26 protein-coding genes and 1 pseudogene are annotated in these 26323 nt (G+C 73.2%); 24 read left to right on the top strand and 3 right to left on the bottom strand.

Translation table 11 applies throughout. From position 1 onward, the window contains the following. The first annotated feature begins 34 nt into the window (after positions 1-34). Positions 35-1423: a type VII secretion protein EccB gene (eccB, locus tag LV457_RS05835; RefSeq protein ID WP_232169635.1), complete on the top strand. Its 1389-nt coding sequence runs from the start codon at positions 35-37 to the stop codon at positions 1421-1423. Here eccB and mycP read toward each other — a convergent pair. Both mycP and eccD read right to left on the bottom strand, forming a co-directional pair. Continuing rightward, positions 1403-2746, bottom strand: a complete 1344-nt coding sequence (mycP, locus tag LV457_RS05830; RefSeq protein ID WP_308192168.1) for a type VII secretion-associated serine protease mycosin — start codon at positions 2744-2746, stop codon at positions 1403-1405. The two genes, eccB and mycP, sit on opposite strands and share 21 nt — an antisense overlap. Then, positions 2743-4041 (bottom strand): type VII secretion integral membrane protein EccD, encoded by a 1299-nt coding sequence (eccD, locus tag LV457_RS05825; protein ID WP_232169634.1) that lies wholly within the window; start codon positions 4039-4041, stop codon positions 2743-2745. The genes mycP and eccD overlap by 4 nt, the downstream gene beginning before the upstream one ends. A 183-nt stretch (positions 4042-4224) precedes the next feature. On the opposite strand from eccD, the gene LV457_RS05820 reads away from it, so the two are divergent. From LV457_RS05820 to LV457_RS05760, 13 genes are all read left to right on the top strand, one after another. Beyond that, a complete protein-coding gene (locus LV457_RS05820) occupies positions 4225-5721 on the top strand; it encodes a hypothetical protein (protein ID WP_232169632.1) in 1497 nt (498 codons plus the stop codon). Between the two features lie 3 nt (positions 5722-5724). Continuing rightward, positions 5725-7200: a recombinase family protein gene (locus tag LV457_RS05815; RefSeq protein ID WP_308192167.1), complete on the top strand. Its 1476-nt coding sequence runs from the start codon at positions 5725-5727 to the stop codon at positions 7198-7200. A 279-nt stretch (positions 7201-7479) separates the two neighbouring features. Then, positions 7480-7668: a helix-turn-helix domain-containing protein gene (locus LV457_RS05810; protein ID WP_232169630.1), complete on the top strand. Its 189-nt coding sequence runs from the start codon at positions 7480-7482 to the stop codon at positions 7666-7668. 288 nt (positions 7669-7956) lie between these two features. Continuing rightward, entirely contained in the window at positions 7957-8703 is a 747-nt protein-coding gene (locus LV457_RS05805) for a hypothetical protein (RefSeq protein ID WP_232169628.1), read from the top strand. Positions 8704-9084: 381 nt separating this feature from the next. Continuing rightward, entirely contained in the window at positions 9085-9666 is a 582-nt protein-coding gene (locus LV457_RS05800) for a hypothetical protein (RefSeq protein WP_232169626.1), read from the top strand. Further along, the gene (locus tag LV457_RS05795) at positions 9663-10307 is read left to right on the top strand and encodes a hypothetical protein (protein ID WP_232169625.1); all 645 of its coding nucleotides are present in this window, start codon (positions 9663-9665) and stop codon (positions 10305-10307) included. Before LV457_RS05800 ends, LV457_RS05795 begins: the two co-directional genes overlap by 4 nt. Continuing rightward, positions 10297-10893 (top strand): NUMOD4 domain-containing protein, encoded by a 597-nt coding sequence (locus LV457_RS05790; RefSeq protein WP_232169623.1) that lies wholly within the window; start codon positions 10297-10299, stop codon positions 10891-10893. The genes LV457_RS05795 and LV457_RS05790 overlap by 11 nt, the downstream gene beginning before the upstream one ends. After that, complete coding sequence (locus LV457_RS05785; RefSeq protein WP_232169621.1) at positions 10890-11357, top strand: hypothetical protein; 468 nt, start codon at positions 10890-10892, stop codon at positions 11355-11357. Before LV457_RS05790 ends, LV457_RS05785 begins: the two co-directional genes overlap by 4 nt. Before the next feature lie 303 nt (positions 11358-11660). Continuing rightward, a complete protein-coding gene (locus LV457_RS05780; protein ID WP_232169619.1) occupies positions 11661-12848 on the top strand; it encodes a phage major capsid protein in 1188 nt (395 codons plus the stop codon). Beyond that, a complete protein-coding gene (locus LV457_RS05775; RefSeq protein WP_232169618.1) occupies positions 12848-13018 on the top strand; it encodes a hypothetical protein in 171 nt (56 codons plus the stop codon). Before LV457_RS05780 ends, LV457_RS05775 begins: the two co-directional genes overlap by 1 nt. Next, entirely contained in the window at positions 13015-13191 is a 177-nt protein-coding gene (locus tag LV457_RS05770) for a hypothetical protein (RefSeq protein ID WP_232169616.1), read from the top strand. Before LV457_RS05775 ends, LV457_RS05770 begins: the two co-directional genes overlap by 4 nt. A 517-nt stretch (positions 13192-13708) precedes the next feature. Continuing rightward, positions 13709-14017 (top strand): hypothetical protein, encoded by a 309-nt coding sequence (locus tag LV457_RS05765; RefSeq protein WP_232169614.1) that lies wholly within the window; start codon positions 13709-13711, stop codon positions 14015-14017. A 362-nt stretch (positions 14018-14379) separates the two neighbouring features. Beyond that, positions 14380-14583 carry a hypothetical protein gene (locus LV457_RS05760; RefSeq protein WP_232169612.1) on the top strand — a complete coding sequence of 68 codons (204 nt, stop codon included), beginning with the start codon at positions 14380-14382 and terminating at the stop codon, positions 14581-14583. A 68-nt stretch (positions 14584-14651) separates the two neighbouring features. Here the strand turns inward: LV457_RS05760 and LV457_RS05755 are convergent, their stop codons facing one another. After that, entirely contained in the window at positions 14652-15071 is a 420-nt protein-coding gene (locus LV457_RS05755; protein ID WP_232169611.1) for a hypothetical protein, read from the bottom strand. Positions 15072-15218: 147 nt separating this feature from the next. On the opposite strand from LV457_RS05755, the pseudogene eccCb reads away from it, so the two are divergent. The 10 genes and pseudogenes from eccCb to LV457_RS05705 form a co-directional block, all read left to right on the top strand. Next, a pseudogene (gene eccCb / locus LV457_RS05750) lies at positions 15219-17684 on the top strand (type VII secretion protein EccCb); the annotation flags it as partial. Next, entirely contained in the window at positions 17681-18892 is a 1212-nt protein-coding gene (locus LV457_RS05745; RefSeq protein ID WP_232169608.1) for a type VII secretion-associated protein, read from the top strand. The pseudogene eccCb and the gene LV457_RS05745, both read left to right, overlap by 4 nt. Positions 18893-18954: 62 nt before the next feature. Next, positions 18955-19296: a WXG100 family type VII secretion target gene (locus LV457_RS05740; RefSeq protein ID WP_232169606.1), complete on the top strand. Its 342-nt coding sequence runs from the start codon at positions 18955-18957 to the stop codon at positions 19294-19296. A gap of 27 nt (positions 19297-19323) precedes the next feature. Next, entirely contained in the window at positions 19324-19617 is a 294-nt protein-coding gene (locus LV457_RS05735) for a WXG100 family type VII secretion target (protein WP_232169604.1), read from the top strand. Between the two features lie 210 nt (positions 19618-19827). Further along, the gene (locus LV457_RS05730) at positions 19828-21003 is read left to right on the top strand and encodes an inositol-3-phosphate synthase (RefSeq protein ID WP_232169603.1); all 1176 of its coding nucleotides are present in this window, start codon (positions 19828-19830) and stop codon (positions 21001-21003) included. Next, positions 20985-21914, top strand: a complete 930-nt coding sequence (locus tag LV457_RS05725; RefSeq protein ID WP_232169602.1) for a hypothetical protein — start codon at positions 20985-20987, stop codon at positions 21912-21914. Before LV457_RS05730 ends, LV457_RS05725 begins: the two co-directional genes overlap by 19 nt. Positions 21915-21916: 2 nt before the next feature. Further along, positions 21917-23005, top strand: coding sequence for a bifunctional 2-polyprenyl-6-hydroxyphenol methylase/3-demethylubiquinol 3-O-methyltransferase UbiG (locus tag LV457_RS05720; RefSeq protein ID WP_232169979.1), 1089 nt, complete (start codon positions 21917-21919; stop codon positions 23003-23005). 2 nt (positions 23006-23007) lie between these two features. Further along, a complete protein-coding gene (locus LV457_RS05715) occupies positions 23008-24006 on the top strand; it encodes a Gfo/Idh/MocA family protein (RefSeq protein ID WP_232169601.1) in 999 nt (332 codons plus the stop codon). Then, positions 23997-24824, top strand: a complete 828-nt coding sequence (locus tag LV457_RS05710; protein ID WP_232169600.1) for an MBL fold metallo-hydrolase — start codon at positions 23997-23999, stop codon at positions 24822-24824. Before LV457_RS05715 ends, LV457_RS05710 begins: the two co-directional genes overlap by 10 nt. Further along, the gene (locus tag LV457_RS05705) at positions 24821-26323 is read left to right on the top strand and encodes a YcaO-like family protein (protein ID WP_232169599.1); all 1503 of its coding nucleotides are present in this window, start codon (positions 24821-24823) and stop codon (positions 26321-26323) included. Before LV457_RS05710 ends, LV457_RS05705 begins: the two co-directional genes overlap by 4 nt.

Here is a 26323-nt window from a genome sequence, read left to right as displayed (position 1 = left end):
TAGGGTCGTGTCAGGGCCGGATTCGGGGGGATCTGTGGCACGACAACCGACGACGCCGCTGCAGGTGAGCGGTCACCGCTTCCTGATGCGGCGGCTCCGCACGGCGCTGCTGCGCGACGATCCGCACGCCGCCGACGACCGCGGCCATTCGCGCGCACTGGCGGTGGGTGCGGCCCTGGCGACCGTCGGGCTGCTCGGCTGCACCGCGTTCGCCGTCGTCCGGCCGCGCGGTGAGCTCACCGATCACCCGATCCTGCTGGACCGGAGCACCGGCGCGCTCTACGTGCGGGTCGGCGCGGCCGTGCACCCGGTGCTGAACCTGGCGTCGGCACGGCTCGTGGCCGGGCGTCCCGACACGCCGGCCGCGGTGCGCGGGGATGCGCTCGCCGACACGACCCGCGGCGCGCTGCTCGGCATCCCGGGTGCCCCGGACGTGCTGACGACGTCCACCGACGCCGGGCCGTGGTCGGTCTGCGACGTCGTCGCCGGTGCGCCCGCGGCCGTCGTCGGCACGACGGTGCTGGCCGGCGGCGAGCGGCCCGCCGCCGGTGACGGGCCGGTGCTGGTGAGCAGCGGACGTGCCGCCTATCTGCTCTACGACGGCCGGCGCGCCCGGGTCGACCTGACCGACTCCGCGGTGACGCGCATCCTGCAGCTGGACGGCGTGGCGCCGCGGCCGGTGTCCGCGGCACTGCTCAACGCGGTGCCGGAGCAGCCGCCGATCACCACCCCGGCCGTGCCGGGTGCCGGACGTCCCGGTCCCGCCGGCCTGTCCGCACTGCCGGTCGGAACGGTGCTGCGCGTCCGCCGAACCGGCGGTGACGAGTACGCCGTGGTGCTGGCCGACGGCGTGCAACCGGTCTCCCGCGTGGCGGCGGATCTGCTGCGCGCCGCGGACTCCCGCGGTACGCCCGACGCCGTCGAGGTGGCGCCCGACGTGCTGGCACGCATACCGCTCGTCCACGGCGTCGCGGTCGACGCCTACCCCACGACGGCGACGCGGCCCGTCGACGGCGCCGCGCTGTGCGTCACCTGGACGGCGGCGGACGGGCCCGCCGACATCGCCGTCGCACCACGGCTTCCGCTGCCGGCCGGGCGCGCCGCGGTCGCGCTCGCCCAGGCGGACGGCCCCGGACCGGCCGCCGACGCCGCGTACCTGCCGCCCGGCCGCTCGGTGTACGCCCGCGCCGCCGTCGACTCCGGGCCGCTGCAGGTCGTGACCGACACCGGCGTCCGGTTCGGCGTCCCCGACCAGGCGACCGCCGCGATGCTGGGGCTGCCCGCCGAACCGGTCGCCGCGCCGTGGCCGCTGCTCAAGCTGCTGCCGGCGGGACCCGAGCTGAGCCGGGGCGCCGCCCTGCTCGCCCACGACGCCGTGGGCGTCGACCGCGGGGCGGTGCCGCTACCGCAACCGGCGCGCTGACCCGGCGGCGACGACGATCCCGGCCGTCACGGCCAGGCAGACGCCGACGCCGACGAGCGCGTGCCTGCCGGCGCGGTCGGCACTCGCCGCGGGCCGGTCGACGACGACGGGTCCGGCGACCGCGGGCGCCGATGCGCCGGCGGCGACGTCGCTGACCGCCGCGCCGGCGTCCACGCGGCCATGTCCCACCGCCGGTGTCCAGCCGCCCGCCGGCGCGACCGCGGTGTGCTCGATGCGCGACATCACCTCGCGCGCCGACAGGCTGGGGAAGCGGGAGCGCACCAGCGCGACGACCCCGGTCACCAGCGGCGCGGCGAAGCTGGTGCCCACGATGGGACGCTCGCCGTCGTCGGCCGTCATGACGTCGGCCAGCCCGGTGCCTCCCGGATCGAGTGACACGACGCCTTCGCCGGGCGCCGCGACGTCGACCCAGGGGCCCGTCATGGTGAACGCCGACGGCGTGCCCTGTGCCGACAGCGACCCCACGGCCAGCACGTACTCGTCGTACCAGGCCGGTGTCACCGCCACGGCGACGGTGTCCCACTGCGGTCGGCCCGCGGCGGCCGGATCACCGGCGGGATTCTGCTCGGGGCAGGTGGTGCTGCCGGCGTTGCCGGCGGCGGTGACCACCACCGCGTCCTTCACGTCGACGGCGTAGGCGACCGCCGCGCCCAGCGCGCGGTCGTCGAATTCGGCGTCGACCGGCTGGCAGGCCACCGACGAGATGTTGATGACGGTCGCCCCGAGGTCCGCGGCCGTCCGCACCGCCGCCGCCATCGTGTCGACGTCGCCGTATCCGGGTTCGGCACCCGAAGCGGCGCCGAACATCCCGCTCGACTGCCGGATCGAGAGGACCTCCGCGTCCGGCGCCACGCCGCTGAACCCGTCGCCGGGCGCCGGTTGCGCGGCGATCAGCCCGGCGACCAGGGTGCCGTGACCGTCGCAATCGTCGAGCCCGTCGCCGTCGGACACGTAGTCACCGCCGGGCCGCAGGCGCGGCAGGCGGGGATGCGGGGCGACGCCGGTGTCGATCACCGCCACCCGCTGTCCCGCTCCGCGCGTCAACCGCCAGATCGACGGCAGGTCGTATCCCGTTGCCGCCGTGCTGTTCACCGCACGCCGCTCGGCGCGCAGCCGCAACCTCGCGCAGTCGTGTCGCTGCTGGGTGCGCTCCGGTGGGGCGGGTGCCGCGGCGGCGGGCAGGAACCGGTCGTCCGCCCGGGGCGGAGCGATGGCGGCGACCGGCGGTGCGGCCGCGAGCTGCCAGCTCGTGGCCAACAGCGTCGCCGCGGCCACCCGCACCGCGATGCCGGCGTGGTTCACCGCACGTCCAGTCGCAGCAGCGCGTCGAACACGCCGGCGGCCCACCACGCGATCGGGACCGCCACCGCGACCGCGGCGTATTCGACGAGGTCCACGGCGCGACGGCCCACCGGTGTCACCGGGGCCGACCGCAGGTAGCCGAGCGCCAGTGCGCCCGCCGCGGCGACCCCAGCGGCGACGGCGGCCCACGGCGCGGGGAGTGCGGTGCCGGCCAGCACCACGGCGGGCGCACCGCCGGCCGCGGTGACCGCGATGCGCTGCACCGCGTCGGTGTGCGACCGCGACCGCAGCAGCAGCGCGGCGGACACGGTGGCACCGCACAGCATCGCGGCCAGGTGACCGTCGGCGGTGAGCACCGTCAACCCGCTTCCGGCCGCCGCGGTGGCCGCCGCGCCGCACACCAGCCCGGTGAACAGCGTCCTGGTCCGGGCCGCGGCCGTGGCGAGCTCGGCGTCCGGTGGTGTGACGGGATGCGCGGTCGGCAGCGGCGTGCCACCTGCGCGCAACGCCATCGCGGGCGCCGCCGCCAGCAGCAGTACGCCGCCGATCGCGACCACCGGCGCGCTGCTGCGCCACGGCACACCGATCGACGTGTCGAGCGCGGCCGCCGCGGCGATCGCCCCGGCGGTCATCACGACGGCGAGCGCAGCAACCGCGGACAGTTCGCGCAGTCGCGCCGCGACCACCGCCGCGCACCCGGCAGCCACCGCCGCCAGCACCGCGTGCGCCGAACCCGGCGATCCGGGCACCGCGGTGGCACCGGCAGCGCCGGCGAACACCACGCTGCACCAGGGCAGGACGGCGATCGGGGTGCCGCAGCGGCGGCGCGCCACCCCGGCGGCCGCGAGCGAGGTGATCGCGAAGACGGCCGGCGCGACCGCGAGACCCGGGTCGGGCTGCCGCCCCGCGGCGATCACCGTGACGACGGCGCTCAGCGCGGTGAAGAGCACCGCCGCCATGTCGGCGAGCCGCCGCGCGCTGTGCTCGTCAAAGGCGCGCGTCGACGCGCGGGCGACCGTCTCGGCGACAGCATCGAACACCGGCCCGCGGTGGTGCTGCGCTGCCGTGTCCAGCACCAGCAGTTCGCCGTCGGCGACCGCGCTGCCGGCCAGCGTGGCGAACACGTTTAGCGGCGGTTGTCCCGGCCGGCTGAGCTGCCACCGCCCGCCGGCCTGCCACCGCGGCGCACCCGGCCGGCGGTGCAGCATGTCGACGATCGGCGGCAGCAGCTCGACAACCGGCACGCCGGCGGGCAGCGCCAGGTCGACGGCCGTCGCGCCGTGCGCGATGGTCAAGCGGCTCAACGTATTCGGCACCTGCATCTCGGACACCGGTCACCCCCCCGTGATTGGCGTCTCCTCACGCTAGGCGACGCCTGCGCCGCGCCGGTGCACCGATCCGCAGCGCTGTGGATAACGCTTTGCCGGCCCTGCCGCGGTGTCCCTAGCGTCGGCGGGACGGGTCGATGCGGAGGTGATGTGTTGTCGCACAATGGTGCCCAGCCGGTGGTGGTGCCGGGGCCTCGGTTGGCCGTGCCGCCGGTGCCGCTCGACGACATCGTGCTCGCCGCCCCGCCCGACCCGCCGCGCCCGTCGCCGGCGCCGCTGCGCACCCGGCTCATGGGCTTGGTGATGGTGGCGGCGGTACTCGGGACGGGCGCGGTGTTCCTGACCTCCGGCGCGGCGGCGTCCCGCAGTCCGATGACGTTGTTGTTCCCGGTCATGATGCTCGTCTCGACGGTCGGCATGCTCGCCCAGCAGGGCCGCGGCGGGTCGACGGCCGACCTCGACGGCGAGCGCCGCGACTACCTGCGCTACCTGGCGACGCAGCGCGACCGGGCCGTAGAGGTCGCCGAGGCGCAGCGGGCGTCGCTGCGTTGGCTGCATCCCGATCCGGCGACGCTGTGGACCTTCGCCGGCGACCGGCGGATGTGGGAGCGCAGCGTGGCGGACTCCGACTTCATGAGCGTGCGCGTCGGCACCGGGCCGCAGCGGCTGGCCGCCCGACTGCTGCCGCCGGAGCTGGGGCCCGTCGACGACCTCGAACCGGTCGGCGCGATGGCGCTGCGGGAGTTCGTGCAGGCGCATACCGCCGTCCCCGACGTCCCGATCTCGCTGGCGCTGCGCGACCTCGCCGCGGTCGCCGTCACCGGCGACGCCCAGGCGGCGCGCGGGATGCTGCGGGCCGTGGTCTGCCAGGCGGCGGTGTGGCACAGCCCGCGGGACTTGGTCGTGGTCGCAGTGGTCGACCGGCTTCGGCTGCCGCACTGGGACTGGCTGAAGTGGCTGCCGCACCACCAATTCGACCGGGCCGCAGACGATTGCGGAGCGCGGCGGCTCATGTTCCCGAGCTTGCGGGCGGCGGAGTCGACGCTCGGCGACACGCTCGCCGGCCGGCCCGCGTTCGGCGGGCACAGCGGCGACGTGCCCCATCTCCTGGTCCTCGTCGACGCCGCCGAGCCGGGTGCGGTGCTGGGGACCGAACGCAGCGTGGCAGGCGGGGGCGCCGCCGGAGTCACCGTCGTCGAGATCGGTGAGCGGTGTGGGGACATCGCCTCCCGCAACGGCATTCGGCTCACCGTCGACGCCGAGTCGCTCGCGGTCCGGACGATCGACGGGGCGGAGCGGTTCGCCCGACCCGACCAGCTGAGCCTGCCCGAAGCGGCGGTGTGCGCCCGCCGCCTCGCGCGCTACCGTCCGCCCGCCGCCGGTGTCACGGGCGCATCGGCGTCCGCCGAGCGGCCGGACTGGACGGCGCTGGTCGACCTGCCCGACCCCGCCGGCTTCGATCCCGCCGCGCGGTGGCGGGACCAACCGCCGCGCAACCGGTTACGGGTGCCGATCGGCGTGACGGCCGCCGGAGCCGTCGTCGAACTCGACCTCAAGGAGGCCGCCGAGCACGGCATGGGGCCGCACGGGCTCTGCGTCGGCGCCACGGGATCGGGGAATCCTGTCCGGCAGTTAGTACACAATTAAGCCGTGGGTACACGCACCGCCGCCAACGCGGCCATCTACTGCAGAATCAGCCGGGACAAGACCGGCGCCGGACTGGGCGTGGAGCGCCAGGAAGCCGATTGCCGCGCGTTGGCAAATCGGTTGGGCTGGAACGTGATTAAGGTATACGCCGACAACGACGTTAGCGCCTACAGCGGCAAGCGGAGACCGGACTACGAGGCGCTGCTGGCCGCCATGCGCAGCGGCCTCATCACAGGCGTGCTGGCCTGGCACCCTGACCGGCTGCACCGCAGCCCCAGGGAGCTAGAGACGTACATCGACCTCTCGGAGGCGCACGGCGTCACCACCCACACCGTGCAGGCCGGGCAGTGGGACCTGTCCACCCCCGCGGGTAGGTTGAACGCCCGTGTGGTGGGAGGGTTCAGCCGCTACGAGTCCGAGCACCGGGCCAGCCGCGTGCGCGCCGCCAACGAGCAGCGCGCCGTGAAGCGTGGCGGCTGGCACGGCGGGCGCCGCTGCTACGGCTGGGAACCTGACGGTCTCACGCCACGGGAGGCCGAGGCTGCGGAGCTACGCAAGGCCGCGGAGCAGATCGCAGAGGGCATCTCGCTGCGCGCCGTCGTGGCCGACCTCAACGCCCGAAAGGTGCCCACCACCACCGGCAGCAAGCCATGGGTCAGCGCCACCCTGCGCAGCGCGCTCATCAGCCCCCGGCAGGCCGGATTGTGCTCCTACCGTGGGGAAATCGTGGGGGAGGCCGAGTGGCCGGCGATCATCGCGCCCGACGTTTGGCACAAGGTGCACCGCACCCTTACTGACCCCGCGCGGCGCACCAACCACGTGGGCGGTGCCGTGAAGTGGCTGGGCAGCGGCATCTACCACTGCGGGGTGTGCGGCTCCGCTGAGCACATGCGTGCCCGCCTCACCACGGAGGGCCGCAAGCGGTACCGCTGCGCCAACCGCATCAAGGGGGACCCCGCCACCCACGTGGGCCGGGACGCCCCCCTGCTGGACGCCTACGTGGAGGCCACGCTGGTGGAGCGCCTGAGCGACCCCAAGGTGCTTCGCCGCATCACCAAGGCCCTGGACCAGGGACATGTGGACGCACCCAAGCTGCGCACCGAGTTGGCCGCCAAGCGCGACCTGCTCACGGAGGCCGCCCAGATGTTCACCGCCGGGGAGATCACGCGGGCGCAGCTGGCCACCATCACCGCAGACGCGCGGGCACGCATCGACGCCGTAGAGAGCCAGCTGGCGCAGGCGGGCACCAGCAGCCCGCTGGCGCAGTTCACCACCGGTGCGGACGTGGGCCTGGTGTGGTTCGGGCCTGGCGGCCCTGACGGTGACCGTGCGGGCGGGCTGTCCCTGGGCGCCCGCCGGGAGGTGCTGCGGCTGCTGTGCGACGTGACGATCCTGCCCGCCCCGTTTGGCCGCGCACCAGGCGGCGCGTACTTCAAACCGGACTGCATCCGCATCGACTGGCGCGGTCCCGCCGCGTAGCCCGAGTTGCTGCCGGGCGCGCTGATCTGTGTAGCGACCTGGTAGAGGGCAACACGCCGCAGCCCCACACGTACGGAACTCTGCACCAGGTGCCAACTCCCAGGTAAGCCGCGCCAAGCGCGCTTGGCATCCCCTGTAACGCAACAGCTTTCAACAGAGACGCGCACCACTGCCTGGTACCGTCCGTGCCACAACTAAACACCACCCACCCCAACCACGTCACGCTCAGCAGCCAGCCCACAAGGGGCCGTCAGACGGTTAACACCGAAAGGCGGTCCCATGCCCGTGGACGGCATCGCCCCGCAGACCCTCAGTACCCAGCAGGCGGCCAACGCTCTCGGCTGCAGCCTCAACACCCTCTACAAGCTGCTCGAAACCGGCAGCCTGCACAGCTTCCGCGTGGGCAGGCGGCTGCGCATCCGGCTGTCCGACCTGGAGCAATTCATGGCCAACGGCGGCACCCGATGACCGCCGCGGAAAGGGCCGGCGAACACCTGCCGCCGTGGCTGGCGAGGCTTTCCCCAGAGTGCCGAGACGCTGTGCGGCGCAATGTCGCCCAAGCGCCGCCACTGGCAGACGAGCAGGTCGAGCGCCTGGCGGCCCTGCTGCGCACCGGCGGTGGTGCCCGGTGAGTAATAGCCCACCAACGCAAGCAAGCCGCCCGCTGGGAGCGCGGCGGCCTGCAAAGCGTCTGGGGAGACGCGCCCAGCATGACACACACGCCCGACATTGCCCGGCAACCAAGGCGGCGCCCGGGTGAGTGGCTTCGACAAATTCGGCTGGCTCAAGGCCTTGCTGCGCGACCCGCGGTTCACCGACAGGGAGGCGCGGATAGGCGCGGCCATATGCGTCGAGTTCACGCGGGCTGACGGCACCGGCTGGGAGGTGCCATTGACCACGCTCGCTGCGGTGCCGCCAAGCGGTCTGTCTGTAACGCGGCTCAAGCAGTTGCTCGCGCGGCTCGTCCAGATGGGCTACCTGGTGGAGACATCGCGGTCAGGCGGTGGCCGTGCGCAGTTTGCGAAGCGGGCGCACAGCCTTGCCGGGCCGCCGAAACCTGGTACGCCAGCGGAGCAGGTTTCCGAGGAAACCCGGTACGCCAGCGTGCAAAACCTGGTACGCCAGCGTGTGAAACCTGGTACGCCAGCGTTACACAAAGTGGCCTCTGACCTGCAGCAATGCACCCCTACAGGTACTTCTACAGGTACTTCTACAGGTGTGTTGCGCGCGGGCGCGCGCGAGCGCACACGCCCAGACCCCTACTGCTCGAAGCACATGCCGGACGGGACGACGGACAACTGCGGCGGCTGCCTACGAGCCCGCAAGCGGTGCGAGCAGTGGGACAGCGAGCAGGAGCGCGCAGCTGCGGAGGCGGCAGCCGCCGCGAGGGCGCTGCGGGAGAACTGCCCCAGGTGCGAGGGCCGGGGTGTCGAGGACCTACCGGATGGCACGGGGCGCAAGTGCGACCACAGCGTGGTGGGCCACCAGGCGGCGGCTCTGTGAGCGCGGCATTGCGGCCCCACGTCAAAGCTGGCGGCCTAACGGGGTCCACCTGGTGTGGCCGTGCCCGGCGGGCGACTACGGCGACGCTGGAGGCCATACAGCGCTGGCGCCATGGCGCAATGCCAACAGGCGCAACACCATTGCGCCATGGCGCCACGCACGGCAGGTGGCCAGCGTGAGGCGCTGTGACGACTGCGGCACGCAGCTGTTGCGCACCAACCGCACCAGCTGCTGCGCGGAGTGCACCCTAATTCGAAAGAACGACCGGCTCACCACACCCGCCATGCGGGAGCGACGCGAGCAACTCTTGCGGGCCGCCGCCGTGGCTGCCCGCATCGCAGAGATGAGTGACGAAACACCAACCGATAGAAGGGAATACAGATGACCCGTACCAACGGCGCACCCGCGCCTGGCTCGCCACCCTTACCCGACCACATCTCCCACCGAGACGGAGTACTTGTCTACGACACGGGCACTCTCAAGTGCGACTTCGCGCAGGTGGGACGGGTGATAGACGAGTTACACGAAAGCCACTTCCTCAACGACCCCGACCTCGACAGAGACGTGCTGCACGTGCTCATCCTGAGCCGGTTGGTCGGCCACCAACAGGGCGACGGGACGTGCGCGTTCAGCGAGGAGCAGTTGTTCGCCGCCGCCGCGGATGGCCGGAACATTGACCTGGCCGACAGCATCATCGCCGCCGCGCGTCTTACCGCGGATGGCAAGCCGCACTATCACGCCGTTGCCGTACGGGACGGCATGCGCGGCATCACCGCTCAGTCAGGCCTGGAGGAGGCAAGGGTGCTGGCCCTCCAGGCGGGGCAGGACGAGCAGGAGCGCTGGGAAGCGGCCTGGGTCGTCGGTTGCGGCGAGCGATGCCGGGTCGAGGAGATTATCGACCCGGCCCGCAGTGACCCGGCTGCCTGGGGCGAACCAACCTGGACAGCAGCAGCCCGCCGGTGACCACACCGCCTGTCGCCGGCAATCCCGCCAAGGACCCGGCGCTGCTGGTGCCGTGCCCGGTGTGCCACGCGGAGGTGGGCCAGCCGTGCGTGGGCCGCCGCATGCGCAGCCCAGGGGACCGCCACCGCGAACGGGTCGAGGGGGCAGCTGCTGCTGCAGCGGCAGACCCGGCGCACTTGCCGCCGCCGTGGCCGGGCCGCGACACGTTCGACCTGGTGTGCATGGTGTGCCGCGAGGAGATCACCGCGCAGCGCCGGGGCTACGCCGCGGTGGACCGCCACGCCGCCATGCGCCGCACCGCCACGCTGGCGCAGTGGCGCGCAGAGCACGGGGTGGCAGGCCAGCACCTGCCGCCGCTGCGCTGGCGCCTGGTGCACGCGGACTGCGACCGGGTGCGGCGCCAGGCCCGCGGGGACGCCCGCATACGCGCGGAGGAACTGCGCACTGTGCGGCGGCTGCTGCGCATGAGCGCCGCCCTCACCACCCGGCGGTGGGTGGCTGACACGGATTGGCCAGCCCTGGTGGCCTACGTCATCCGGGGGTCTGCGGTCACGGCGGCCAATGCAGCGGCGGCACGGCGCCACGCGGAGGCCGCGAAGCGCGCTGTGCTGCAGGAGGACCGGGAACCGGATGCCGTCTGAGCAGTGGCGCCCGGTGCCGGGCTGGGAGCAGCTGTACGAGGTGTCCGACCTGGCCCGTGTCCGCAGCCTGGACCGCACGGTGCACCAGCTGGGGGAGACACGCACACGCCACGGCCAACTGCTGAGCGCCGTGTGGACCCGCGACGGACAGCTGCAAGTCAGCTTCTCCGCGGCAGGCCGCACCACCACCTACCGGCTGGCCGTATTGGTGCTGCGCACCTTCGTGGGTGAGGCGCCGCCGGGTTGCCGCCCGGCCTACGCCAATGACGATCCTGGAGATTGCCGCCTGGCGAACCTGCGGTGGGCGCCGCCGCCGCCGAAAGACGCGGCGGCACGACGCCACCCGGCACAGCATGCTGCGCAGCCGCCCGCCGCGCTGGTGTGCCATACCGAGGCCCGCGCGGAGATCACGCACTGGTCCTGTGCCGCCGAAGCGTGGGAAGCCGGGTACGAGCTTGCGCCGTGCTCGCGGGACTGCCGCGGCCTGCACACCATCGTGGCCGCAGACGGTAAGGGCCGCCTCCGCGCCACCACCCTGCACCGTGGCGCCACGGCGCCAAACAACAACCAGAGGGGAACGCCATGACCGATCTGCCGGGGCAGCTGCGCCAGCTGCCCGCCGAGGCCGTGATGCAGCTGGACGCGGAGTTCAGCATGCTGTCCCGCCTGCCCACCGCGCACACCGCCGCCGCCTGGGCTGACGGCTGGTGCTGGCGCATCCAGTGGGACCTAGGCCTGGACCAGCGCCACCTGGACCCGCCCGGCCTGGACACCCTGCGCCTTGGCGAACTGGTGGTGCTGCGCGACCACTTCGGGCAGTCCCGCTGGTGCTGCTCGCCCATCCCGGCCCTGGCGCAGTGGTGCCGCCAGCTGGTGGAGGCGCTGGTGGACGAGTTCGACCGCCGGGCGTGGGTGCGGGCCAACGAGGAGGCACGGTTCCAGATCATCGCCGCGGAGGAGAACCGGCGGGCGCGGGAGGGCAAGCCGCCACCGGACCTGCGCGGGCTGCCCACGTGGAAGGAAATCAGCACGCCGCCCGCGGATAGCTGAAATGCCAAGCGCGCTGGGCACTTACGGCAACACGCCGCGCCAGCGCGACCGCTAGACGGGTGTCGGCGGGCGGGCGTAGCATCCGGCGCAAGGCAAACCGCTGGTCCGCTGACGGGCTGGTCCGGCGGGGCGCCCATCGCCAGCTGGAACGTGAGCGCGTCGGACGCGACGGACAGGCCGAACCGGCTGGCGGCGGCCCGTAGGCGCCCTGGCACAGGGCACGCGGGCCACTCAATCAGCTATGCACATGCGTTGCGCGGAAACGCGATTCGTCGCGCGCGCCTACCCACAGGAGACACGCCAATGTCTGGCATCCAGGAACAACTCGACCGCCTGGTGGCGCTGCGCGATCAGGCCGCCGCCAAGGTCACCGCCATCCTCGACAACGCCGAGGGGGAGGGCCGCACCCACCTCACGCCGGAAGAGACCACCGAGTGGCGGCAGCGCACCGCCCACATCGCAGAACTGGACGAACTGATCGAACACCAGCGCGGCGAACTCCAGCGCAGCGGAAAGCTCAACCACGATGCGCAGCGCGTGCGCCAGGCGTCCGGCCAGCCCGGCGGTGGCGCAGAGTCCGAGAGCGCGGCGTGGGCGCAACGCGCAGCGCAGGCCATCCACAGCATGGGCGGGGAGGGCCGCGCACTCACCAGCGGCGCAGTGGACGTGCCCCGCCTGGTGGAGCCGACCGTGACGCCCATGGCCCGGCCCAAGCGGCTCATCGACCTGCTGGTCAACCGCAAGCAACTGGAGGGCAACGCCTTCGAGTACTTCCGGCAGACCGTGCGCACCAACAACGCGGCACCGGTGGCCGACAACGCGCTCAAGCCCACCAGCGTGCTGACCACCACCGCGGTGCAGGACCGTGCCCGCGTCATCGCCCACCTGTCCGAGCCCGCCCCCATCCGGCTGCTGCAGGACGTGGAGGGCCTGGAGCAGTGGCTGGCCACCGAGATGGCAGAGGGCGTGCTGGACGCGCTGGAGCGCCAGGTCATCGTGGGCAACGGCACCGGGGAGAACATGCTGGGCGTGCGTGCGGTGCCCGGCACCACACAGGTCGCCTACGCCACCAGCGTGCCCACCACCATGCGCAAGGCGCTGTCCGCGCTGCAGCTGGCCGGCGAAGCTCCCAACGCGGTGGTGATGCACCCCACGGACGCGGAGACAGTGGACCTCACCCGCTGGGGCACAGACGGCGGGTTCCTCACCGGCGGCTACGCCAACGATCCCGGCGCCGGATTCGGCACCAGCGCCAACATCTTCGGCGGCCCCGAGATCCAGCGCGTCATCAGCCCCAGCGTCCCGGCAGGCACCGCACTGCTTGCCGACTGGAGCGTGGTGCGGCTGTACGTGCGGGAGGCAGTCAACGTGCTGCTGGACATGTCCGGCGAACTGTTCACCAAGAACCAGTTCATCGCCCGCGGGGAAGGCCGCTTCGGGCTGGGCGTGCTGCGGCCCAGCGCCATCGCCGTTATCGACCTGACGCCGTAATGCCTGCCACCGAGGACGGGATCACGGCGGTGCCCACCGGTAACGGGCGGTGGCGCTGGACCTGGCGCGCACCGTGGGGTGCGGTCCACACGGCGCACGACACCAACAAGACGGAGGCGCTGGCGCTGGCTGCCGGGCGCCGGTGGCTGCGCAAGCAGCAGCGCCCGTGAACGTGTGGGACCAGGACGACGGCGGCGAGTGGCTGGAGATCAGCCAGTGCGCCAAGCGCATGGGCATCACACCCGAGCGTGTGCTCGACCTGGTGCGGCGCCGTGCCCTGCGCAGCCGTCACGCCTACGGCGTCACCCTGGTGCAGCCCGCCATCCTGTCCGGCGCCGTGTAGGAGAGCTTGCCGCCGCGTGCCTCCTCGTCAGTCGTGGCGGCGGCAAGGGTGTGCGGTGCGGGTCCAGACCAGCGGCCCGCACCGCCACCCAACCGAGCACCGTGCTGCGCGGCACCGCCAGGCCAGACCACCGGCCCCTACCGCGTCCAGCCCACCGGGCCGCGCAGCACGGCCAAGCAACCACACCAGGCGGCACGCCAACGAGCGCCAGCGGCGACCACAGCGGCAGCCCAACACCGCCACCACCGCGCCGACCCACGGGGGGTAAGGGGGTGCTCAAAGTCCCCAACCTGGCCAGCCCCCGACCGATCCGGCTCCGGTTTTCTCCCCCCGCCATGGTGAACGCGCAACACCGGCCTGGCGGGGTCAGCTGGGAGGCCGCTGGCGGGGCCTAGAACAGCCGTGATCTGGCCGGATTCGCCCGGCTACGGCGTCAGTCGGAGCGGCTGGGCGTTTACCACCAAAGTGAACACCCGGCGCGCAGTCGGTTCTGGGTGTGTACCAGAGGGAGGGCGCGATGCCGAGGCTCTACGACGACGCGGCGCGGGCGGCCCGTGATGCGCAGCTGCTGCGGCTGTACCTGGCGGGCCACAGCTACCGCGCCATGGCGGCGCAGCCCGGCCTGGACCTCTCCCTGCGCGGTGTCGTCAAGGCGGTGCGGCGCCAGCTGGCCGCCGGGCTGGACCAGGCTGCCGTGGCGGCAGCCTTCGCTGCCGCGTACCGGGCCGCCTGTGCCGGGGACCCCCGGGGCGCGCGGGCGGTAAGCCGTCTGCTAAGCGCGCTGGGCAGTCCCGGCGTGGCGCCGCCCGAATCGAGCGGTGGGTGAGGCACCATAGTTGCTGGCGGTGTACCGGCCAGGTCTAACTGCGCCCCCACCCCGTAGAAACATCCGCGACGGAAGTTAGCCGAATGCCGAAACGTAGCCCCTGGGCAGGACACCACAAGCGTGAAGGGGCGGCCAACGCCAAGATGCTCCAAATCTGGCTGTCAGCCGAACACCCCTGCACGTGCGGCCACCCCCAGGGCTTCCACCGGGACACTGACGACGGCAAAAACCTCGGCAGGTGCGAACCTGCCGACTGCGACTGCACGGCGTTCGAGGAAGACGTGATCGCCGCAGCTGCGCGGCGACAACCACCCCAGCCTGTGCAGAGGCCACCCCAGCCGGTGCGGCGGCGCGGGCGCAGGATGAGCGATGACGACGCGCTGGCGCGGGCCATGCGCGCCGAGGAGCAGCGGGAGGTTAGCGCTGATGAGGCGTGGGACCGCGCGCTGCACGCCAAGCGCCCCAACCCCATCGGCAAGCCCCGGCGCGAGACGCTCGACAACCCGGCGGCCATGGACGCGCTGCGCCAGCTGGGCGGCAGCCCAGAGGACCTCACCGGCAGCTGAAAGCACATCACCCCGGCGCGCAGGCCGGGGTGATGTAGGCAGGGGGTGAGCGGCGGGCCGCTGGGGCGTCACTCCTCCAGCTTCGCCACAGCCTCCCTGTAGGGCAGGTCCCGGTATTGCCGGTGGCTCAGCTGCGGCGCGCCGTTCTCGTACCGCTGCGCCAGGTCCTCGGCTTGCGCCCTGGTGGTGCACACGCCTCCCACTGGCGTGAAGGCGCTGCCTCCCTTCTGCGCCGCGTGGTACTCACGGTCGCCTGTGCGGGTGATGCGGTAGACGTAGCGCCCGCCGCCGCGTGCCCGCCACTGGTTGGCGTCATCCCGCCACTGCTCGAACGCCAGCTGCACCGGCTGGTGCCAGGCCCGCCGGGCTGCCCCGGTAGTGGCGGCGGGTTCCGGCGTGGACGCGGCCCGTCGCTTGACGGTGTGCCGTGGCGAACTCTTTGGCGCTGCGTGGCCGCTGCACGCGGGGGTCGTGTAGTTGCTGCTCACTGTGGGTTTCCTTCCGGTGGGTGGCGGCCCGCTGCGGGCTGCTCAGCAAACGCCACGCTAGCCTCGGTCGCCCTGCCGCTCAAGCCTCCCGGCGCGCCTGCCAGCGTGCTGGGCGGCCACAAGCCGAAACTGTGCACTTATTGCGTAACGGGTAAGTCGGAGTTCCTGCGCACCCTGACGCTCGGCCTGGTGGCCAACCATTCGCCCGCCACCCTGAACCTCATCCTGGTCGACTTCAAGGGCGGCGCAACGTTTCTCGGGTTCGACCGGCTGCCGCACGTGTCGGCGGTCATCACCAACCTCGCCGACGAGGCGCCGCTGGTGGCCCGCATGCGGGACGCGCTGGCGGGGGAGCTGAACCGTCGCCAGGAGGTGCTGCGCGCGGCCGGCTGCGCGGGCGTCGCCGACTACGACCGCGCACGGTCCGCAGGTCGCGCGCTGCCGCCGCTGCCGGCGCTGTTCATCGTGGTCGACGAGTTCTCCGAGATGCTCACCCAGCACCCCGAGTTCGCCGAGCTGTTCGTGGCGATCGGGCGGCTCGGCCGGTCGCTGCGGATCCACCTGTTGCTGGCGAGCCAGCGCCTCGACGAGGGCCGGCTGCGGGGCCTGGAGTCGCACCTGTCCTACCGCATCTGCCTCAAGACGTTCTCCGCCAACGAATCCCGCACGGTGCTCGGTGTGCCCGACGCGCACACCCTGCCCGGCAACCCGGGCGCCGCCTACCTCCGCACCCCGTCGGGTGAGCTGACTCGCTTCCAGGCGGCCTACGTCTCGGGCACCTACGCCGCGCCGGCCGCCCGGGCGACCACGACGGCGCCGGCCCGCCCGCGCGTGACGCGGTTCTGCGCCGCCCCCGTCGGCAGCGTCAGCATGGCCGCCGCGTCGCCGTCGGCCGCGTCGCCGTCGGCCGCGGCGCCGGACGCCGGCAACCGGACCGTGCTCGACGCCGTCGTCGGCTGCCTGACCGGGCACGGTCCCGACGCGCACCGCGTGTGGCTGCCGCCGCTGGCCGAATCCCCGCCGCTGGACCGCCTGCTCGAGCACGCGGGCCCGCTCGCGGTGCCCGTCGGCGTGATCGACCGGCCGTATGACCAGCGCCGCGATCCGCTGCTGGTCGAGCTCGGCGGCGCGGCCGGCAACGTGGCCGTCGTCGGCGCGCCGCAGGCCGGCAAGTCGACGACGCTGCGGACGCTCGTCCTGGCGCTCGCGAGCTGCCACCGCCCCGCCGACGTGCAGTGCTACTGCCTGGACTTCGGGGGCGGATCGCTCGCGGCGCTCGCCGGGCTGCCGCACGTGGGCGCCGTGGCGGGCCGCGGGCAACCCGACCTGGTGCGGCGCACGGTCGCCGACATGACGATGCTGCTGCGCGCCCGCGAGGACCGCTTCCGCGAGCTCGGGATCGATTCCATGGCCGAGTTCCGGCGCCGCTGCGCCGCGGGCGACCCCGCCGTCGCGGGGGAGCGGTCCGGCGACGCCTTCCTCGTCGTGGACGGCTGGTCAGCCATCCGCCAGGAGCACGAATCGCTCGAAGCGACGATCACCGACCTCGCCGCCCGCGGGCTGTCCTACGGCATCCACGTGGTGATCGCGGCGTCGCGGTGGGCCGAGCTGCGGGCAGCCGTCAAGGATCAGCTCGGTACCCGCATCGAGCTGCGGCTGGCCGACAGCGCCGACTCCGAGCTCGACCGCAAGGCCGCCGCGCTGGTGCCCGCCGATCGGCCCGGGCGCGGGATCACCCCTGCGGGCGAACAGTTGCAGGTCGCGCTGCCACGCCTGGACGGCCGCGCGGACGCGGCGGATCTCGCAGCAGCGCTCGGGGAGGCCGCCGACGGTTTGCGCGCCCGGCACGGCGACGAGGCGGCGCCACCGGTGCGCCTGCTCCCGGAGGTCGTCGAGTTCGCCGCGCCGGCGGGCGAGGGCTCGGCGGTTCGGCTGGCGCTGGGTCTGGCAGAGGGCGACCTCGCGCCGGTCTGGCTCGATTTCACCGAGCAGTCCCATCTGCTGATCCTCGGCGACAACGGCTGCGGCAAGACAGCGGTGCTCCGCACGGTGTGCAGGTCGTTGTGCCACGACGCGTCCGGCGCGGCGCGCGTGCTGGTCGTGGACTACCGGCGCACGCTGCTCGGCGTCGTCGAGACCGACCACCTCTTCGGCTACGCGATGTCCGCGACCGCCCTCGAGTCACACGTCACCGCGCTGACGTCGGAACTGCGCTCGCGGCTTCCCGGCGCCGACGTCACGCAGGCGCAGCTACGTGACCGGAGCTGGTGGAGCGGACCGGAGATCTACGTCGTCGTCGACGATTACGACCTGGTCGCCACCGCCGGTGGCAATCCGCTGCTGCCGCTGCTGGAGTTCGTGCCGCAGGCCCGCGACGTGGGCCTGCACCTGGTGGTCGCTCGGCGCACCGGCGGTGCCGCCCGCGCCATGTTCGATCCGCTCTTGGGGCGGCTCCGCGAAGTCGGCTGCGCCGGGCTCATGATGAGCGGTGGCGCCGACGAGGGCGTGCTGATCGGCGGCGTGCGACCGGCCGTCCTGCCGCCGGGACGGGGCACCCTGGTCACCCGCCGCGGTGGCGAACAGGTGCTCCAGGTCGCCTGGAGCCCCGAATGACCGCGGCGACGACGTGGCGGGCCGTGATCGCCGTCGGACCGAGTGCCGTCTGCGTCCGGCGGGCCGGTGCGGGGGAGTGCGACCGACTCGACGCCGAGGTGGTCGACGCCGCGCTGACCGGAGTCGACGACGACGTGGTGCTGCTCGACGACGAGCCGATTGCGGTCGAGGCGCTGTGGCACGGCATCTTCGCGGGCGCCCTGCGCGGCATCACCGGCGGCGTGGCACTCGTCTTCCCGACGGCATGGCCCGCCGCTCGGTGCGAGACGGTCGCCGCCGTCGCCCGGCAGCTGACCGCGGACGTGACCGTGCACCGCCGCGCGGAACTGCTCGCGGAACCGGCTGCGGCGCTGATCGTCGAGATCGGGCCGGACGCGGTGTGCATCTGCACGGTCGCGCCGGAACCGACGGTCCTCGACCTGGTCAGCCGGGACGCCCCGCCCGCCGACGTCGCGGACGCGGTCGTCAAGGTGGCGGCCCGCCACGTTCGCGGCGCGGTGGGCATCGACTGCCCCGACGAGGTGCCCGGCGCCACCGTGCTGGCGACGATGATCGGCGCGCGCCTGCGCGAGCGTGGCCGGTGCGCGACCACGGTCGGCGACGACCGGTTGTTCGCGGTCCCGCCGGCGGACGCGCCGGTGAAGCGGCAGTTCGTCGGCACTGCCACGCAGTGGCCGAGGCGGCGGCTCGTGGTGATCGCCGCGCTGGCGGCCGCAGCCCTCGTGGGCGCGCCGTTCCTCGCGATTGCTCAGCGCACCCCGCCGGCACCGATGCCCACCGCCCTGTTCGTCGAGGGGCGGGTCGCGGTCGAGATCCCCGTCGACTGGACCGTCGAGCGCATCACCGGCGGTACCGGATCGGCGCGGGTGCAGGTGACCTCGCCGGCGGATCGACAGACCGCGCTCCACCTCACCCAGGCGCCGCTGCCGCCGGGCGACGATCTGGGCGATGTGTCCGCCGCGCTGCAGACCGCGATCGACACGGCGCCCGGCACCTTCCTCGACTACCGCTTTGACGACCGACGCGGCGACCGCGACGTCATCTCCTACCGCGAAGTGCGACCCAGCCGCACGGTGCAGTGGCTGGTGTTCGTCGACGGGCCGGTGCGGATCGGCATCGGCTGCCAGAGCGCCGCGGGGCAGGAGCGGGCGATCGAATCGGCCTGCACGCGCGCCGTCGCGTCCGCCCGGGCGCTGCCGCGCAGCTGAGCGGAACCGAATCGGTTGGTGCGCAGTCCAACCCAGTAGTTCACAACCGATCAGGGGGAGCCATGACCACACCGGCCGGCGGCAGTGCCGCCGCATCGAACACACTCACCACCGACTTCGAGCTCATGCGCCACGTGGCCGGCCAGGCCGAGGCGCGCAACGAGGAAATCCGGGCCATGCTGCACAGCTTCATCGGCCGCATGACCAGCGTGCCCGCCACGGTGTGGGGCGGCGCCGCCGCCACCGCCTTCCGCGGCGTCGTCGACCGCTGGAACACCGAATCGCTGAAGCTCCACCAGGCGCTGCAGGGCATCGCCGAAACCATCCGCAGCAACGAGCGGGCCCTCGCCGCGGCCGCCGAGGCGCACTCGCAGCAGCTCGGTTCCGTCGCCTCCGGCATCTGACCACCGAAACCGAATCAGGAGCACTTCATGGACCCCGTGCTGTCGTACAACTTCGACGAAATCGAGTTCACCGTCCGTCAGGACATCCACGCCACCTCCGCCCGGCTCAACGGCGCGCTGGAGGACCTGCGGTCGCAGATCGCGCCGCTACAGCAGGTGTGGACCCGCGAAGCCGCCGAGGCCTACCGCGCCCAGCAGGCCAGCTGGGACTCCGCGGCCGCCGCGCTCAACGACATCCTGTTCCGCCTCGGCAACGCCGTGCGCGACGGCTCCGACGAGGTGGCGGCCACCGACCGCCGCGCCGCGGGCGCCTGGGGGTAGCCCGCGCCGGCGCAGCAGAGACCCTGTGCGGTCCCGATAGGAGGGGAGCCTTCGGGACCGCACAGTTCTGTCTGCAGCGGACGCAACCACGGCGGCGGGCGTAAGAATTCGGACATGAGCCGCAGCGCGTGAACCGCGGTCGCGCGGTTATTCAGCCGGGGACCGGCAGAGGTCGGTTGAACCGAGCGCGCGACGAGGGGTGCCGAAGATATGTCCGAACGGCTGGGAGTGGCGGTGATCGGCCTCGGCGGTGCGGTCGCGACCACAGCGGTGGCAGGGATCGAGATGATCCGCAAAGGCTCCAGCGACCTGTCGGGGCTTCCGCTGGCCGACAAGCAGGTCGACGGGCTGCCGGATTACCGCGACATCGTCTTCGCGGGCTGGGACTTGAGCCCCGACGACCTGGCGACCGCCGCCATGCGCCACGGCGTCATCGGCGAAACCCAGCTCAAGGACGGCGCGTCGGCGCTGCACGAGATGCGGCCGTGGGCGGCGGTCGGCAGCCGCGACTTCTGCGCCAACATCGAGGGCGCCAACAAGATCGCCGCCGATGGGCACCGCGCCGCCGTCGAACGCATCCAGGCCGACCTCGCGGGCTTCAAGCGCGGCAACAACCTCGATCGGATGGTCGTGCTCAACCTCGCCTCCACCGAGCGCAAGGCCGACGCCGACGCCGAGGCGCTGCAATCGGTGGCCGCCTTCGAGCGCGGACTCGACAGCGACGACCCCGCGATCAGCCCCGCGATGATGTACGCCTACGCGGCGATCTCGCAGGACACGCCGTACGCCAACTTCACGCCGTCGGTGGCGGCGGACGTTAAGCCGCTCGCCGACCTCGCCGCGCAGCGCAACGTGCCGGTGGCGGGCAAGGACGGCAAGACCGGGCAGACGCTGCTCAAGACCGTCATCGCCCCCGCGCTGCGGGATCGGGCACTGCACGTCGACGGCTGGTTCTCCACCAACATCCTGGGCAACTCCGACGGGCTCGCGCTCGACGACCCGAAGTCGCTGGAGAGCAAGGTCGGCACGAAGCTCTCCGTGCTCGACCAGCTGCTCGGCTATCCGGTCGAGGACCACATCGTGATGATCCACTACTACCGACCGCGCGGCGACGACAAGGAAGCCTGGGACAACGTCGACTTCACCGGCTTCCTCGGCCAGAAGATGCAGCTCAAGCTGAACTTCCTGTGCAAGGACTCGGTGCTCGCCGCGCCGCTGGCGATCGAGATCGCGCGCTGCCTGACACTGGCGCAGCAGCGCGGCGAGGGCGGCGTGCAGGAGCAGCTCGGCGTGTTCTTCAAGTCCCCGCAGACCCGCGGCGGCCAGCCCGAGCACGAGTTCTTCGCCCAGCAGGCGACGCTGGACGCGTGGTTGGCGGCGCGGTGACCGGTGTCGCCGCGCCGGCGCACCAGCTGACGCCGGCGGTGCTCCCGCTGTTCCGCGAACTGGGAGACCTCAAGCGGATCCGCACCGCCGACCGCGACGGGTCCCTCGCCGAGCGGTTGTTCCGCGACGCGTGGGCCGGCATCGTCCGCGGCGAACCGCACACCGACGTGATGGCACGCACCGTCGCCGCGGCGCTCGCCGCCGCCCGGCTCGGCGGGCTCGACCTGCGCACCCTGCGCACGCTCGGGCTCCGCGACGACGCCGAGGCCGTCCTGCAGGACGCCTTCGACGAGGTGACCGGCGACATCGACGGTGGGCTCGCCGGCCGGCTCCGGAGCGCGCTGCCCGATGGCGCGCCGGCATCGGGCACGACACCGCCGTTCGTCGACGCGCTGGCCCGGCAGCCACGCGCCGGGGTCACCAGCCCGGGCCGGCCGCGGATCATGTTGGCGCCGTTCGAGAACCACGCCGAACACTGCCTGCTGGTCGCGGTGTACGGCGTGCTGGTCGCGCCGTGGTACCACGCCGATCCGACGCCGGTGTTCGTGGCGTCGCTGGCCCACCACCTGCACAACGCGGCGATGCCCGACTCCGGGTTCAGCGGCGAGATCCTGCTCGGCGGCACGCTCGACGGCGTCGTGAGCCGCGCCCGCGACCACGCGCTGGCCCAGCTCGACCCGGCGCTCGCAGACCAGATCCGCACCGCGCTCGCCCCGATCGGCGGCGACGCCACCGCCGAAGCCCGCGCGTTCCACGTCGGCGACGTGCTCGACCGGGTGCTGGAGATCCAGCAGCACCTGCGGACCGCGTCGGTGACCATGACCGATGTGCTCGACACCTACGGGCTCGTCCACGACGGACCCGTCAAGGCGTTCCACGACCGCATCCTGGCGGATACCGGCCTGGCGTGAGCATGCTCGTCTCGCCCGCCACCGGCGAACCGTTGCGGTCCGACACCCCGCACTCGCTCGCCGACGGCGCGGGCGGCCGCTGGCCGGTGGTCGACGGCATCCCCTACCTGCGGGGCGGGCGCGACGACCTGGTCGCGACGGCGCTGGCGCACCTGGACGCCGGCCGGTCCGACGACGCGCTCGTCGCGTTGCTCGCCGACCAGGACGACTGGTGGACCGGCCCGACCGCCGAGCCCGCCGCGCTGCGGCGCCTGGTCGCCGAGCGGGCGTCGCTGACGCTGCGGGAGGCGCTGGCGCTGCTGCAGCTGGGCCCGGTCGCCGACTATTTCACCTACCGCTGGGGCGATCCCACCTATCTCGGCGCGCTGGCGCTGCTGCAGGCGCACTGGCAGGCGCCGGACACGGCGTTCGAATTGGCCTGCGGCATCGGTCATTTCGTGCGGGAACTGTCGCGGCGCGGGGTTCGCTGCACCGGCGCCGACGTGGTGTTCGCCAAGTGCTGGGTGGCGCGGCACTGGGTGGCGCCCGACGCCGACTACCTGGTGTTCGACGCCGCCCTGCGGTGGCCGATCGGCGACGCGCGCTTCGACCTCGTCCAGTGCCATGACGCGTTCTACTTCCTGCCCCGGCAGGACGAGGTCGCGGCGCGGTTGCGCGACGCCGTCGCACCCGGCGGCACGCTCGCGGTCAGCCACGTCCACAACGCCGGCTACGCGGGCGGGGCGAAGGGGCCGGCACGATCGGCCGCCGAGTGGGCGGCGCTCTTCCCGGCCGCCGCGGTGTACGACGAGCGGACCCTGCTCGACGCGCTGCTCGACGCCGGCACGCCGCAGCCCGTCGGCTGGGCCGAGGACCCGGCGATCGAGGCGTGGTCGCTCGTCGAACCCGCCGGGCCGGCGCGCGCGGTCGCCGGCGGAGTCGCCGAGCCGCCCGCCGACGCCCACCTACAGCCGCACCCGCTGCTCGACGGCGACACCGTGCGCTGGCCGTCGGCGCGCTACCGCGAGGAGTACGCCACGAGCCCATGGCAGGACGTGGCGTTCGACCCGGTCCGCAGCCGCCGTCTCGTCGACCTCCCGGAGCGGTGGTGACGATGGCGGGCACACGCTGGGGGATCGCCGGGTTCGGCTGGGTGGCCCGCGACTACATGGCGCCGGCGATCGCGGCCGCCGGCGGCACGCTCGTCGCCGTCGCCGACCCGTCGCCACGCGCCCGGGCCGCGGCGGAGGCGGCCGGGATCGCCGCCTACGACGACGCGGGCGCGATGCTCGCGCGCGGCGACGTCGACCTGCTCTACGTCGCCACCCCGAACAACGCCCACTTGCCGCCGGTGCTGGCCGCCTGCGCGGCGGGCGTGCCGGTGCTGTGCGAGAAGCCGATGGCCGCCACGCTCGCCGACGCCGAGGCCATCGCCGCCGCGGTGACCGACGCGAACGTGTTGTACGGCACCGCCTTCGACCAGCGCCACCATCCGGCGCACCGCCGGCTCGCCGAGCTGATCGCCGACGGCGCCGTCGGGCGCCCACTCGCCGTGCGGATCGTCTACGCGTGCTGGGTCGGTGCGCAGTGGTCGGCGGACGGCTCCGAGCGCCCGAACTGGCGGGTCGACCCGACGGCGGCCGGCGGCGGCGCCGTCATCGACCTGGCGCTGCACGGCCTTGACCTCACGCAGCTGCTCGTCGGACAACCGTTGCAGCGATTGCACATCGACGTCCAGCAGCGCCTGCACTCCTACCCCGTCGACGACGGCGGCGTGCTGTCCGGGCGCACCACCACCGGGGTGCTGGTGAGCAGCCACGTCGCCTACAACTGCTGCGAGCAGCTGCCCCGGCGCCGGCTCGAGGTGCTCGGTGAATCGGGGCTGCTGACCGCCGTCGACACCATGGGCCAAACCGCCGGCGGCACGCTCACGCTGACCCGCGACGACGGCGCCGACCTGATCGGCTTCGGCGACGCTTCCCCGTTCACCGCACAGGCCGCCGCGTTCCAGCGGGCGGCCGCCGGTGAGCCGCACGACTTCTCGATCACCCGCGACCTCGACCTGATGCGCCTGTTCGACCGAGCCTACAAGGAGGCGTGCGCATGCCGTTGAGCCATTTCGCCTGCGCGCACTGCGGTTTCTGGCAACACCACTTCGCGCCGCCGGACTGCCCGGTGTGTACCGACGTGCGCAACGACCTGCCCGCCGACGGCTGGTGTTTCCTGCCCGAGGAGCAGGTGCGCGCCGGCCACACCGGCGAGGTGCGGCAGGTCGCCGAGAACCTCTACGCCTGCACCACGCAGCCGTCGCTGGGTCTCGGCGGCACCGGCTGGCTGATCACCCGGCCCGAGGGCAACATCGCGTTCGAGGCCGCGCCGTACTACTGCGACGAGATGCTTTCCGCCATCGCCGATCTCGGTGGTGTGGCGGTGTTGGCCGCCAGCCACGCCCACGCCTACGGCGCGCTGTGGCAGCTGCAGCGCGCATTCGACCCGCCCGTCGTCGCCATCCACCGCGACGACCTGCGGATGACCAAGGCGTTCCGGGTCACGCGGCCCTACGACGACGTGCTCGAACTGGCGCCCGGCTACACGCTGCACCACACCGGCGGCCACTACGAGGGCCACGCGGCGCTGCACGATGCGCCCGGCCGGCGACTGTTCTGCGGCGACATGTTCAAGATCGACCAGGACGAGCACGGCCGCAGCTCCGCCATCAGCAGCCACAAGGCGTTCCACAAGGAGATCCCGCTGACGCACAACGAGATCCGGCGCTACCGCGACGTGATCGCGCCGCTCGACTTCGACGCCGTGCTCACCCCGTTCGAGTACGCGCCCGAAATCGGCCGCGACCTCGCACTCGCCGCGCTCGACGACCAGCTGGCGCACCCGCCGGCCGTCCGCGCCGTCGCGCTGGAGGCGCTGCGGTGATCGTCTCCGACCATCCCGTGCCCGACGTCGTCGCCGCCTACATCGACGCACTGCCGCCCGGCGACTGGTTCTTCTTCGACATGAGCCCGCTCGACGTGACCGGCGTGCCGGCGTGGAAGGCCGCGTTCTTCCCGCACGACCCGGCCGCGGCCGGCTGCGACATGCAGCAGGGCACCGGGTACGGCGCCGAGCCCGAGCAGGCGATGATCGCCGCCACCGCGGAGGTGCACGAGGAGGTGCGCGCGCGCCTGGGTTTTGCTGCGCTGCCGCAGGTGTCGGGCAGCTACACCGACCTCGCGCGGGAGCGCGGCGGGGACGGCGTCGTCGACCCGCTGACGCTGTGCCTGCCCGCCGGGTCGGCCGTCGACCGCGACACGCCGCTGCGGTGGGTCACCGCGGCGCGCTGGTTCACCGGCGAACCCGTGCTCGTGCCGGTCGACGTCGCGGCGCTGACCGCCGACCACCTCCCGCCCGGCTACCGGCCGTTCACCACCTTGATCACCAACGGTCTGGGCGCCGGACCGTCCCGGTCCTGGGCGGCGGCGCACGGCATCTTCGAATGTCTGCAGCGCGACGGCAACGGCCTGGTGTTCCGCGCCATGGACGCCGGTGTCCGGCTCACGTTCGACGACGGCGGGCTGCCGCCGCAGGTCGGCGCCGTGGCGGACCGGATCGCCGCCGCCGGGATCGACCTGCTGCCCAAGTTCGCCACCGACGAGTTCGGCTTCGCCAACCTCTACGTCGTCGGCGCCGACTACGACCCGGCCGGGCTGCGGATCCCGATCGCGATGACCGGCGCTGGGGAGGCCGCCGACCTCGACCGCGGGGCGGCGCTGCGCAAGGCCGTGCTGGAGTACGCCCACGCCCGGGCGCGCAAGGCGTTCGTGTTCGGTCCGCTGGAGCTCGTCGCGACGGTGATGCCGCCCGGCTACTGGGAACGGGCGCGGGTGTGCTGCGACCGGGCCGCGCGGGCCACCGAGCCACGGCAGGTCGAGGCGTTCCGGCGCTGGCTCGCCCTCGACGGCAACGGGCTGCGCGACCTGTTCGCCGACCCGGTGTTCGCGGTGCGCTCGTCGCGATCCTTCGGCACCCTGCCGGCGAGCACGGTGCGCTCGCCGGTCGAGAAGGGGCACGAGGCGGCCCGCCGCCTCCGCGCCGCCGGCCTGGACCCGTTGATCGTCGACTTCACCGCGCCGGGCAGCGCCATGCACGCCGTGCGGGTGATCGTGCCCGGCCTGGAGGTGGAGACCATGAGCTACCACCGGATCGGGGAGCGCAACACCGCCAAGCTGATCGCCGCGGACAGCCCGCTGATCCGCATGGGCGAACCCTCCGACACCCGGCGCCCGGTGCGGCTGCCGCCGGAGGCCTACGACCGGCTCGGCGGGGTGCCGCTGCTCGACACCGCGGCCGTCGACGCGAAGGTGGGCGCGCTCTATCCGCTCTACCGGGAGCCCGGCGCCCACGAGATGCTGTTCCACACCCGGGCGGCTGCGTAA

Origin of the sequence: Mycobacterium sp. MYCO198283, assembly GCF_021213805.1 — a bacterium.
GTDB lineage: Bacteria > Actinomycetota > Actinomycetes > Mycobacteriales > Mycobacteriaceae > Mycobacterium.
Note: the sequence above shows the minus strand (reverse complement) of the source record. Positions and strands in the feature narration are given on the sequence as shown.